General features: G+C 32.2%; 12 protein-coding genes. 3 read left to right on the forward strand and 9 right to left on the reverse strand.

The features are described 5' to 3' along the window. The 5 genes from ABX784_RS11910 to ABX784_RS11930 all read right to left on the reverse strand — a co-directional run. Positions 1-357 (reverse strand): TolC family protein (locus tag ABX784_RS11910; RefSeq protein WP_372655267.1); only part of this gene is annotated, 357 nt, incomplete at its 3' end. Continuing rightward, positions 344-811: a MarR family winged helix-turn-helix transcriptional regulator gene (locus ABX784_RS11915; RefSeq protein WP_372655268.1), complete on the reverse strand. Its 468-nt coding sequence runs from the start codon at positions 809-811 to the stop codon at positions 344-346. The genes ABX784_RS11915 and ABX784_RS11910, both read right to left, overlap by 14 nt. 152 nt (positions 812-963) lie before the next feature. After that, complete coding sequence (locus ABX784_RS11920) at positions 964-1665, reverse strand: substrate-binding periplasmic protein (protein WP_372655269.1); 702 nt, start codon at positions 1663-1665, stop codon at positions 964-966. A gap of 99 nt (positions 1666-1764) precedes the next feature. Then, positions 1765-2934 (reverse strand): multidrug effflux MFS transporter, encoded by a 1170-nt coding sequence (locus ABX784_RS11925; protein WP_372655270.1) that lies wholly within the window; start codon positions 2932-2934, stop codon positions 1765-1767. Positions 2935-2999: 65 nt separating this feature from the next. Further along, positions 3000-3491: a DUF4442 domain-containing protein gene (locus tag ABX784_RS11930; protein ID WP_372655271.1), complete on the reverse strand. Its 492-nt coding sequence runs from the start codon at positions 3489-3491 to the stop codon at positions 3000-3002. Between the two features lie 61 nt (positions 3492-3552). Between ABX784_RS11930 and ABX784_RS11935 the strand changes: the two genes are divergently transcribed. Continuing rightward, positions 3553-4449, forward strand: a complete 897-nt coding sequence (locus ABX784_RS11935) for a hypothetical protein (protein ID WP_372655272.1) — start codon at positions 3553-3555, stop codon at positions 4447-4449. Further along, complete coding sequence (locus ABX784_RS11940; protein WP_372655273.1) at positions 4446-5156, forward strand: phosphatase PAP2 family protein; 711 nt, start codon at positions 4446-4448, stop codon at positions 5154-5156. Before ABX784_RS11935 ends, ABX784_RS11940 begins: the two co-directional genes overlap by 4 nt. On the opposite strand, the gene ABX784_RS11945 is transcribed toward ABX784_RS11940, so the two are convergent. The 4 genes from ABX784_RS11945 to ABX784_RS11960 are packed head-to-tail and all read right to left on the reverse strand — an operon-like array spanning position 5153 to position 9906. Then, a complete protein-coding gene (locus ABX784_RS11945; RefSeq protein WP_372655274.1) occupies positions 5153-5563 on the reverse strand; it encodes a response regulator in 411 nt (136 codons plus the stop codon). The genes ABX784_RS11940 and ABX784_RS11945 overlap by 4 nt on opposite strands. Beyond that, positions 5553-7061 carry an ATP-binding protein gene (locus ABX784_RS11950; protein ID WP_372655275.1) on the reverse strand — a complete coding sequence of 503 codons (1509 nt, stop codon included), beginning with the start codon at positions 7059-7061 and terminating at the stop codon, positions 5553-5555. Before ABX784_RS11950 ends, ABX784_RS11945 begins: the two co-directional genes overlap by 11 nt. 8 nt (positions 7062-7069) lie before the next feature. After that, positions 7070-7537, reverse strand: a complete 468-nt coding sequence (locus tag ABX784_RS11955) for a hypothetical protein (protein WP_372655276.1) — start codon at positions 7535-7537, stop codon at positions 7070-7072. Then, entirely contained in the window at positions 7534-9906 is a 2373-nt protein-coding gene (locus ABX784_RS11960; protein ID WP_372655277.1) for a SpoIIE family protein phosphatase, read from the reverse strand. The genes ABX784_RS11955 and ABX784_RS11960 overlap by 4 nt, the downstream gene beginning before the upstream one ends. 303 nt (positions 9907-10209) lie before the next feature. On the opposite strand from ABX784_RS11960, the gene ABX784_RS11965 reads away from it, so the two are divergent. Beyond that, positions 10210-12299: FecR domain-containing protein (locus ABX784_RS11965; protein WP_372655278.1), on the forward strand; the 2090-nt coding region annotated here is incomplete at its 3' end.

Genomic DNA, 12299 nt, shown 5'->3' on the forward strand with positions numbered 1-12299 from the left:
AATTTCTTTACTGGCCTTAGCAATATCAATCCCACTACTTATTCTTCCAAAAGTATAAAGAGGCTGTGTAATCCCCACAGAACCACTCTCATTCCACTGATAACCATATGGAAGAACACTCCCCTTACCACTCGACTTTCTAATTTGAGCCTGCAAAGAGAAGGTAGGAAAAAGGTTTGAAACAGAGGCATCTATCTTCGATTGAGCGATCTCTATTTCAGCTTGAGATATGCCCATAGATTCATTTCTTTCTAATGCCATTTCGATAACTTTCTTTTCATTTAAATTTACTATCTCAGCAGACACTGAGCTCGTCATCAACATAACTAGTGTCACAAATAAACTATTTTTCCTCATGTATTCCCCCCCTACTCATAGAAGATTCAATATATTCTAATTGTCCTACGAGTATTGTTTTCTCTTCTTCCGAAAATTTAGACATTATTTTATTTGTCATTGTTATATATTTAGGAAGAACTTTATCTAAAACATCATTTGCTTTACTTGATAAAGTTAACTTCTTTGCTCGAGAGTCATCTGGATCAACGGCCCTCTCTATAAAACCAGCGGACTCTAATCTTGAGATCAGTCCAGAAATATTTGCTTTTGATACAAAGAGCTCTTCTGCTATTTCTGTAGCTTTTAGCGCATCATGAGAAGAAAACTTTATAACTACAAGGACATCCAGCTGAGGCTTAGTTAAAGAGAACTCCTCCATGGAGACAGACACCATTTTCTCTAGGCTTTTAATGGTTCTAGACATTTTCGCAATTATATTCATGTCTCTATCTTCAAATTTTAATCTACTCATTACGTACCTTGGTTAATATGTTAACTATATAATTAACATATTAACTAATTAAAAACAATACTATTTTATATTAAGAGTTGAGTAAACAGCTTAACAGACATGTAAATACAAGGGGTTATGTTAGATTTTAAATAATTAATTGATTAGCAGAACTAAAGAAGCTCTTCCAAGGTTTTATACCCACCACTTCTAATAACTGAAGAATTAGCCTTTTTAAGCTTTTCTCTAATATTTGGGTCTAGCTTTTTATTAATATGGATCCAGTTTGGCTGTAAATTTATTGTATAAATATTAAGTTTATCCTCAGCATTGATATTTTGAACTCTAAGAAAGTACTCAAATGCAGCAGAAGAGATAACAGCAATATCAATCCTATTTAAAAGGAGCATATTAAATACTTTACTGTAATCCTGTAGAAAAACCACTCCTGGCTTTTTCATTTTATCAAACTCTTCAGAGTATTTAGCCCCTCGAATTAGTCCGATCTTTTTTTCTCCAATATCATTTAGAGATTTAATATAGAGATTTTTTAAACTTACTAGATAGTTGTAGTTACCAAGAGTTGGAGCTAACTTATCAAAGAGTCCCTCATACTTAGTTGACGGGTAAAAGACTGCGAGATCAACTTCTCCGTCAGTTAGGAGTTTAATTGCTCTCGCATATGGAACAAGGCTATAGTCAAACTCAAGACCTGATTCTTTCTCTATCTTTTTACAAAGTTTATATACTACTCCGTCGAGTTCACCTTTGTCGTTAATGTAACTAAAAGGTGCAATATCAAATAAAGCGACTTTGACGCTAGAGTGTACATATGTTGAAAAGAGAAATGTCAGTAAGAATAAAAGTACTTTCAAGAAGGCCTCAAAGTAAAATCCACAGCTCTATAACTTTACCATAAAGTCATATTTCTACCTAATAGGATAAAGTACCTTATCTTGCTAGTTTAGAAAATATTAAGGTTTACGCTCAATGCCTATGTAATATAGAAGAAATGTAAGTAAATTAAATATAAGTATTGTTAAGACCATCGGCCAGGCGGTACCGTTTGAAAACACAGTAACCATAACCGAACCTAAAGAAGATATGCAGAACTGAATACTTCCCATCATCGCAGAGGCCACAGCAGCTCTCTCCTGCTGAAACTCTAGGGCCTTAGCAGTTATATTTGGCATGATAAACCCGATCGTTCCTATTGTGCACAATAAAGAAACAAGAAAGTAAGGAAGACTTAACTCAAAGAATATTGACAGAAATGTTAATGCAGCAGCTATAAATGCAACAACGACTGCCTTACGTAGAATTGCATCAATAGAGTGCGTATTTAGTAGCCTCGCATTTATTTGCGAGCAAATAATAAATGCCAAAGCATTAGATCCAAAAATGATAGGATAAGTCGTAGCTGAAACTTTAAAAATATTTAGAAAAACAAATGCAGAACCAGCAATATATGAAAACATTCCCGCAGATATAGTTCCACAAACGAAAGTGGCCACCATAAATTGTTTGTCTTTTAATAAATGGAAGTAATTAAAAAAGCCTTTCTTAACAGGAATACTTTTCTTCAACGTTTCAGGGATCTTATATATTGAACCTAGCAATGTTAAAAAGCCAAATAGTGCTAGAAAAATAAATATCATTCTCCAATTAGAAAGAAGTAGGATTTGAGTTCCAAGTAAAGGTGCAACTATAGGAGCAGCTCCCATAATTAATATCACTAGAGAGAAGACTTTTGCAGCCTCTCTTGGTTCAAACATATCTCTAATAATAGCTCTTGTAATAACCATTCCAACACAAGAGCCCAAAGCTTGAACAAATCTTAATACAATTAACGACTCTAAACTTGTAGCGTATGAAATAAGGATAGATGTAAATATAAAAACTATAATTCCGGCCAGAAGAGGTTTTTTTCTACCGTAGCGATCAGAAATGGGTCCATATATTAGTTGGCCAATTGAGAGGCCAGCAAGAAAGGAAGTTAATGAATATTGTACATCCTCAGTAGGAACTAAGAGATCCTTACCTATTTCTATAAATGCTGGGAGGTAAAGATCAATAGTCATTGGGCCAAAAGCAGCCAATGCACCAAGGGTTAAAAGTAGTGATTTTTCGATATTTCTAGACATATAGCGAGATTACTCCTCAATGAGGTTCTCGACTAGGTAAATAAAAGTAAAATTTTTCTAAAAAGCTAAACACTCTCCTTAGATTTAAATAATTTTTTGGCATCCTTTCTTCGGACATAGAGTGTTTTTGAAACTATCGCTACGACCTTATTCTCACTATCAGTAATTTCTATTTCGTACTTTGGCTCAACACTAAAGCTATTCAAGCAGTTTTTCTTAATCTCCTCCACCTCATTAGAAGTTACTTTAAATAAAGCTTTTACCTCACCTTTTGCCGGACGAAGATACTGTATTGAAGCACTTTTATCCCAAACGATATGCTCATCTCTAAGATGGTGTAAAAGAATAAACATTAAAAAGGGGTCACACATAGAATACAGAGAACCGCCAAAATGAGTTCCAACGTAATTTGTATTGAAAAAACGAAGCTTCATCCTAGTTTCTACTTCTGTAAACTCCTTATTTACTGACTTAACGTATATCCCTGCTCCAAAATAAGGAGGCCAGAATCTAATAAGCTTCAATACACTACATGGATCAATAAAATTAATTAACACAAATAGTCTCCAAGTAAATTAATACATTTAAAAATCATACTTATCTTACTATAATAACTATATGAAAATTATCCTTCTTTTTTTAATATTTAGTAACTCCTATGCTTTTGAATACTTAAGTATTCTTCCTCAGTTAAAAAAAGATCAAACTTTAATTACATTATCATCTGGCCTATATTCGCTAGAGAAAACGTATGAAAAAGATGCACAACTTTTAGATCTCACCAATCAAGAAGGATACCTTCAAACTATCAATTACCAAAAAGCCTTTAGTGATAGACTTAGCTATGAAATAGAGTTTAAAGTACTTGTCGCTGGGGAATATACTGAAACCTACTCTGGAAACTTAAGTTATATAGAAGACAAAAGAGATAATAGTCACGGTGCAAGTGAACCCACATTTAAAGCCTATTATTGGTTTAATGACCCTAGAGAAAACTTTCATCATGCACTATTTGCTTCCTTAAGACCTAAGTTAGTGGAACCGAAAGCTCATCAATTTTACAATGGTAGAAATGAAATAAAACTAAGCTATCTCTATTTATATCAACATAAACATATCGAAGTAAGCGGTGAGATTTTCTCTACACTTTTCGGAAAAAAAGAAATTGTTCTAGACTCAGGAGCAGAAGATACAATTGAAAGCTTCACTGAAGTAGGTTTTAGATTTAATCCTGGCATAATTCTCGAAAAGTTCTCATTACACCTGCTCTCATCATACTCATCAATGACAGACTATAATACCTCTAATAAGTACTTCGAAAGAAATAGTGATAAAGGTTACGCTGTAGAGATTGGCGCAAGGGCAAACTGGAAATACTCTAAAAATAAAGGACTAACATTTAGCTACCTTGAAAGGGAATCTTACTTTAATTCAATTGAAGAAGACGTATCTAGAAATATAGAGTTTGAGATTGATAGCGAAGAATATATGTTGAGCTGGTGGATACTTCTATGAAAATATTTTCATTATTAATTCTTTTTACTTTATCAATTCAAATTCAATCTAAAGAGGTGCGTTGGTATAACGACTTAACCAGCCCTATTACTACAGATGCAAAATATATAACAATGGGTGGATTAGCATCAACATTAATGGTGTATGCTAATAAATCAAACAGGACATATAGAAAAAGAGAATCTCTTAAAGAGGCTAAACCATTTGGAAAATATGGAATCATTGGCGATATAATGGGGAGAGGAATACTTAATGTGACTTATTCGATAGGGTATCTGGCTCATGGATACTATTTTCAGAATGAGAAAAGTGTTCAAAATGGTGAGCATATGACCAAGGCCTCTATCTATTCATCATCTCTAATCATGCTTACAAAGCTACTGGTCAGTGAAAGAAGGCCTGGCTATCCTGATGACGACTCTTCATTTCCATCGGGTCACTCTGCTGGCTCATTTGCATTTGCTTCAGTTGTAGCAGCAAGACATGGTTGGTACTGGGGAGGCGCAGCCTACTCAATTGCTAGCTTTATATCAATTAGTAGAATAAACGATGATTTTCACTATCTTCATGATGTCATAGCTGGAGCAACAATTGGTGCTGCTTATGGCTGGGGGACTTATTATAACTACAAAAGTGGTAGCCCTTACTTCCTCTCTCCAATCTTTGTAGATAATGGAGGAGGATTAAACGTTAGCTGGAGTTACTAAAAGTTTAAAATAGTACTTACCTTCTCCATCAACCTCTGCCTATTGAAAGGCTTTATTAATATATCTTTTATACCTAGCTTCATTGCCAGAAGAGTATCTTCTTTCGTGAGACAACCAGATATTAACAATACCTTAATCTTTCCTAGCCTGAAGGACTTCTTTAAATTTAAAATAAAATCTAACCCAGAACGATTTGGCATAGACTTATCAACAATAATTAAATCAAAATCTTGATTATTAAGTTTCATCATAGCTTCAAGAGCATCTTTTGCTAACACAACATTACTAAATCTAGATGACATATCTAAGAAGATTTTAATAATTTTACAAATCTTCTCTTCATCATCTACTACTAAAACATTATATTTAGGCTTTTTTATCCCTGTAGTTTTTGTACTAGTCTTCATCTTCATCTCCAAGATTAAGTTCTAGTTTATTAAAGACATCCTTCTTACTTGGTGGAGTTTTTATAACACCACTAATATCAACCCCATCGATATTGTCAGACTCACTGTATACATATATTTCAATATCATCAGCTAAGCTTAATATTGAATTTATGTTTTCTTTATTAAATAGAGATTCTCCAATAATGACCTTATTAATATTTATAGACTCAAAAAGCTGAATAGATTTTGAAATACTCCTTGAAACTAAGAACGAACCACCATATTGCTCATTAAGAGAAGTATAGAAATTTAAATTAGTATAATCCTCATCAAGAACTAATACATTTATATTCTCTGTTCCCTCGAGATTAGAATTACGAGTTTCAAGGTCTAAATAATTACTAATTTCAGCTGAAGGTAGAGTAAGTGAGAATGTACAGCCTTCTTTGCTATTTTCAAAAAGAGAAATCTCACCTTGATGCTCTTCAATAATTTGAGATGAAAGAGATAATCCCATTCCAGTTCCCTCTCCTAATTCTTTTGTTGTAAAAAAAGGATTAAATATTTTATCTACATCTTCCTCGTGAATTCCATCCCCAGAGTCTTGAATAAAGATAGAAAAAGAATTATTACTAGAATCTAAAGAAGTGAAGACTTTGACTTCTTTTATTTTCTTTGAAGAATAGCTTACAGCATCCAGAGCGTTCTTAAGAAGATTTACTAATACTTGTTCAATAGCTAATTCGTCCACATAAGCAGAAATATCAGAAAACTGTTCACAACTAAGAGTGATACCAAGTCTCTCAAAAGAAGGCGTAACGAGGGCCACCGACGATTGAATCAATCTATCAACAGAGACGAATTGTTTGCTTTTAATTCCCTCATGAACAAATTTTTTCATATTCAATGTTATTTTATTAATTCTAAGAAGAGAACTTTGAATGTTTGAAATTGATTCAAATATATCGTCTTTAGAGCTTAATTCACCTTGCGACTCTAAAAGAATTTCTAAAATTTCAGTATTACCTGATGCAATAGTTAGTGGATTACTAATTTCATGTGAAATACCAGCGGAAAGCTCTCCAATACTTTTTAATTTATCTGCCAGAACAAGCTGCTTATATGAAACTTTTAACTCTTCAACTTGCTTTCTGTACTTATCATAAATTGATTTTTCAATAGAGAGATCATTAAAACAAATAAGAACTTCATCCTCAGAAGCTTGGCTAACCTTAATAACGCAATTAAAGACATCCTCAGAGTCGACAAAACTGATTAGACCTTCTTTACTTACAGAAACTCCTCCATTAACTCGAACCTTATCAACTTGTTCTTTTAAAATTATTTTATTATCAACTGAAGACATAAGGCTGTGCACATCCTCTATTTTTTTAATTTTCCGAGGCGATAAACCAGTAAATGTTGAAAAGAAATGATTATAATAAATAATTTCATTCTCATTGTTTATAATAACAATTGGTTCAAACAGATGATCTAAGTATTTTTTCTTATTCATATCATTCTCTATTTTATAAATTGGAAGTATTGTTCTTCAATAGCATCAAACTCTAGATCGGCAGTTTTGCATTTTGGGCATTTTAATACTGGAGCCTGACCATCTTTGACATCAGATACATTTAAATGAATCTTATGCTCTTGATCACAATCCTCACAATAGTAAGGAGCGTAAAAAGACTCAATTTGAGCACCATCTCTAATAAAGCCATGAACCATGTTGACTTGCTCAATTATTATCTGTCGACAATTTCTATAAGTTAAAGTTACACCTTTATCTACTGACTCTAAAAAGGTTACCCATTCCCTAATTCCACAAGAATTAATAAGAGAAACTTCTTCGAAATCAAAAATGACATTACCAATTAACTTATTTTCGAGAGAGCTAAAATTAGAGTCCTCATCTATTAAACCTGAAAATGTAACAACTAAGTTTCCATTTTCATTACCAGTGTTTATTTTTAATCCTTCACTCATACAACGTCCTTTTCTTCAAAATAGTGAAATGATGTTATTCTTTCTTTATACATTTTAAATCTTTTATTCTTTTCAATTATGCAAATGACCTCAGTACACTTTCCTGGAGTTGTCCTTACAATCAATTGATTTGCGTAAGAAAAAGCTAGAAACAATCCTAATCCAGCTCCTCCATTCTTACTCTGATGCTCTCTTTCCCTGAAACTTCTCTCCAGGTTTTCTATAATGATATCTCTTGAGAGTTTGCCGGTAAAATCTGTAACACAAATTGCAATATTCTCGTGCCCAACTGCCAATGTATAATCCACAGACTCTAAGTCTGTTAACACAGGTGTACTCTTTCTTTGCATTGAAGATCGTTCAGTAAAGACATCCCCTTCTCCAGAATGATAAATAGCATTTGTGAGAAGCTCATTACTAATAATTTTTAAATAATCAATAGGGCTCTCAAAGTAGCCATCAACATCTAGAGTACCCAATAAGTTATTTATTTTATCAAAATCTTCTTTAGAGTGAACATTAGTTGTGTGAAATCTATATTCATCTAAATATTCTCCAAGAGACATATTTCTTTTATAGTTATTTATATTGAGCAAAAGTTCTTCGACTATATTCGCTGAATTTGCCCCAACCAAATGATTTATTTTAGGATTATTCATTAGGATTTCTATATTTTCTTGGTCTGACTTGCTCGATAGATAAAAAGAACCATCTTTATTTATAGGAGTATCTCGAATAAAAATATCTGAACTAAAACTTATATTCTCTTTAATCTTTTTCTCTATTTCTTTATTATTTAAATCAACCATCTTCAATTCTCCACTATTTTTCATAGAGACACTCAAAAGAGTAACATCGTCATCAATAGGACAATCTCCATAAAACAAAAATGATTCCTCAACTATACTATCAATAAATCCCTTATTATTTCTCATCCCATATTTATTAAGGGACTTTAGGAACCTTCTCTGCCCATATTCCTTATTCTCACTATTTTTTGATTCAAGAATACCGTCAGTAAAAAATAGGATCCTCTCTATTTCATTCAGTGGAATACTTTCATCTACATAGTTTCCAAATTCTTTATGTCCGAGTCTTGGCCCAGTTTTTCCTAATAAAGGCTTAAAATTATTCTTTTTGGTTTCATCATAAATCACTCCACGATATAGTGGTGGGTTATGTGAAGCATTTGAATAGAAGGCCCGACCAGACTCTTTATCTAAAACACAACAAAAAGCAGTCATAAGCATCTTTCCATCCAAACATTGAATAGATGAGTTCATAAACTCTAAAATTTTTGCAGGTGACTTTAAATCATCTCCTCCAACTTGTTTCAAATTTTCGATACAACAATGAGCAGTAGCTGTTAATAGCGCCGCAGGAACTCCATGACCTGTAGCATCTGTTATAACAATACATAACCTATCTTCATTTTCGATAAATCCCCACCAGTCACCACCACACTCACTTGCTGGTTTATAGAATGAGGCTATTGAATGATTATGACTTTCTATAAGTTCTTCTGGAAAGTATGTCGATTGGACATAGCGAGCTGTTTCTATTTCATTTTCAAGACGAGCCTTCTCTTTCATTTCACTCATGTAGCGTACAATCTCTTTACTCATAAAGTTTATAGAATCACCAAGTGCACCAATCTCATCTCTAGACTTAATTTCGACATTTTGATTAAACTCCCCTTTTGATATAGAGAGAGTAAAATTATAAAGCTTTTCTAATGATTGAGTTAGAGATCTAGAAAAAAGTAAGGCAATAAATATTGATAAAGAAAGGATAACTAATCCAAAAACTTTAGACTTCCCAATGAGGTAATCATTTACTTTATAGGCTTCACTTTTCAATATTTCTGTCGTGAATATTAAATTATATTTTGAATCAATTTTAAATGATAATATCCTAGGGTTCTCACTATCAACATCAATTGTCGCTTCATCAAGCTTACTTTTATTTATATCTGTTATATAAGAGGTCGTATTCTCATCTTTACTATAAAAAAGAGAACCATCTAAATTATAAATATTAGACTTATATTGAGAGAATGACATAAGAATTCTATCTAGCTCTTCTGTACTTAATGAAATAGTGAGAGTTACACCTTTTTGAATATTCTCATATTTTAAGATTAAAAATGATATCATTTCATCTTTAAATATTTTAAATCCATTTAAGCTACCTGTATCGAAGCTATCAACAATTGTTTTATATTCATCTTTTGAAATACCATCTTTCTCTATTTGATTTAAATTATAAAACGTATTTTTATCATCAGAAGATGACTTTATTTCGAGATGGTAAACATCTGAGTAATTTGACAGAACATCTTTAAGTTGATGAGTTGGGATAAAACTCAAGATATGCAATCTCTCAAAGGAAGAATTTAGGTAATTAATAGCACTTTGACTGAAGGAAATGTTCGCCTCATTACTATTACCATAAATATAAGCAGACTTATCTTTTTCGAATAAATTTAAAGCAAATATTGCATAGAAAGATATTGAGCTTATTAATAGCCCAACCATTATCATGATCAATTTTACCTTGAGAGGAAAAACTACCCTTCTACTCAAATTGGCCTCACTACATTAGAATTACATCTATGATTATCTACCTAAGTTATGAAAAATTAAAGGCGGGCAAAACCTCCTTAACAAGAAATGAATTATAAGAAGCTAGATTTCTATCTTATACCATTTTCTTTTCTGTGCTTTATTATAAGTACATACTTTCTTGTTTCTGATCAGATAGTCTCAAGGTTTTCAGAACAAATATCTATTGCTGAAGTAATATCCAAAACAAATACTGTAAAAGTAAGAAAGGGAAGTAGCCTATTCTGGGGGAACTCACATAGTGGAGATAAACTTGATGAAAATGATAAAGTTTATACTCACGAAAACTCTGATGCTCAGATCAGTATTATTAATGGTCCTAAATTAAATATTGCTGAAAATACTCTTTTATCCCTATCACAATTTTCAAAAAATAAAGAGATTCAAGTAGAAAAAGGCTTTATCGTTGCAGAGCTAAACAACTCTACAAAAGATTTTAAATTAAACCTAGGTAATGAAGTTATTCATTTAAATAGTAAGAATGCCAAAATTCAAATATCAAAAGGTAAAAAAAGTTCATCTGTTTCTATATTAGAGGGTAAGGTTGAAGTTAAGAGGAGTACGAAGTCAGTAAGCTTAGAAAAGGGACATATAATTACGTCCGATGTGGACAATGAAATAATTATTAATAAGTCACCCGTAAATCTCATCTATCCAAGACAGGGAGATAAAATCTTCTTATCAGCTACAGAAAATAAAATCAAATTCGACTGGGATAAAATCACAAATGGAATAATACAAATCTCAAAAGAATACACATTTAGAAAAATACTCCATTCGACAAAGATTAACTCTAAATCATATACAACGAAGTTAACTCCAGGAAAATACTACTGGAGAATTAATGGCCAGTACTCTAAAAGTATCACTCAATCATTTAAAGTAATTCCAGCGTTATCAACACATCAAAACTCACCTAAACATGAAGAAATAATTATATATAAGGATAAAGCTCCAACAGTACACTTTAGTTGGATTGATCCCTACTTCTCAGAATTTGAGCTCTCTTTAAATGGAAAAAATTCAATTATCAAAAGTAAAAGTATCAAAATCCAGTCTTTGAATGAAGGTATATATAAATGGAAGATTAGACCTTACAACTCCCCTAAATCAAAATGGTCAAAAGAAAGAGTATTTACAATAAAAAAACCAGCATTACCTAGTGCTCCTAAGTTAATCCTTCCTCTCAATAACGATGAAGTGATTGTCTTCCCTAATTCAAAAGCTGTTTTTAGATGGAGTAGAAATAACACTTCAGACTATTTCTTTGAATTATCAAAAGATGTTAACTTCACAAAGAAGATTATTAGTAAAAATGTGACGAAAAATATTATACGCATCGAATTCAAAAATTCTGGAAAATATTTTTGGCGAGTACGCTCAATTGATAGTCTAGGGAGAAATACAAAATATACAACTCCATTCTCTGTCGATATTAATCTATATAAGTCTAACACTATTCCAGAAGCCGGATCAAAATTAGTAATTAACAAACCTAGTAAAAAAGTAGAATTCAAATGGAAAGACTTAAGAACTAAAAATGAAAAGAAGATTAAATACGTTTTCGAACTTTCAAAAGATAGTAGCTTTACAGATACATCAATATCCAAACAAGTGAATACGAACTATTTGAAAACAAGTATCCCTGATATCGGTACTTATTTCTGGAGAACCAAAATCATTGTTCAAGGAAAGAAGCCATACTACGGAGAACCTCAGCAAGTAACAATAAGCCCTACTCCTCCACCTCTAGCTCCAAAGCTTAAGGATAGTCTTCAGATAGAATTAAAAATAAATAGTATTCTAAAAGTATTTAGAAACTTGTTCACAAGCATTTTTAATATTCTCATCCCCTCGGTATCTGCAAGTGAGGAAGCAACATCTGCCATAATTCGTTGGGACGAAGTCCCAGATACAAAAGAGTATTACTTAGAAATTTATCAAGATAGAGAAATGAAGAGTCTAATTGTAAGTGAGACTTTAAAAATAAATGAATATGAGCTTATAAATTTCAAAGAAGGCACTTATTACTGGAGAATTTACACCTTAGACCACTGGAATAGAAAGAGTTCTTTTTCTAATTTATCAGAGCTAACACTCACACTCCCAGAAAAAGTTTTTAAAATATCTAAATCACA

Source organism: Halobacteriovorax sp. (assembly GCF_041587335.1).
In the GTDB taxonomy this organism is placed as follows: domain Bacteria; phylum Bdellovibrionota; class Bacteriovoracia; order Bacteriovoracales; family Bacteriovoracaceae; genus Halobacteriovorax.

Bases quoted from the DNA above. Each gene is read 5' to 3' on its own strand.
- ABX784_RS11915 (WP_372655268.1), bottom strand. From the start codon at position 811: ATGAGTAGATTAAAATTTGAAGATAGAGACATGAATATAATTGCGAAA.
- ABX784_RS11925 (WP_372655270.1), bottom strand. From the start codon at position 2,934: ATGTCTAGAAATATCGAAAAATCACTACTTTTAACCCTTGGTGCATTG.
- ABX784_RS11935 (WP_372655272.1), top strand. From the start codon at position 3,553: ATGAAAATTATCCTTCTTTTTTTAATATTTAGTAACTCCTATGCTTTT.
- ABX784_RS11940 (WP_372655273.1), top strand. From the start codon at position 4,446: ATGAAAATATTTTCATTATTAATTCTTTTTACTTTATCAATTCAAATT.
- ABX784_RS11945 (WP_372655274.1), bottom strand. From the start codon at position 5,563: ATGAAGACTAGTACAAAAACTACAGGGATAAAAAAGCCTAAATATAAT.
- ABX784_RS11950 (WP_372655275.1), bottom strand. From the start codon at position 7,061: ATGAATAAGAAAAAATACTTAGATCATCTGTTTGAACCAATTGTTATT.
- ABX784_RS11955 (WP_372655276.1), bottom strand. From the start codon at position 7,537: ATGAGTGAAGGATTAAAAATAAACACTGGTAATGAAAATGGAAACTTA.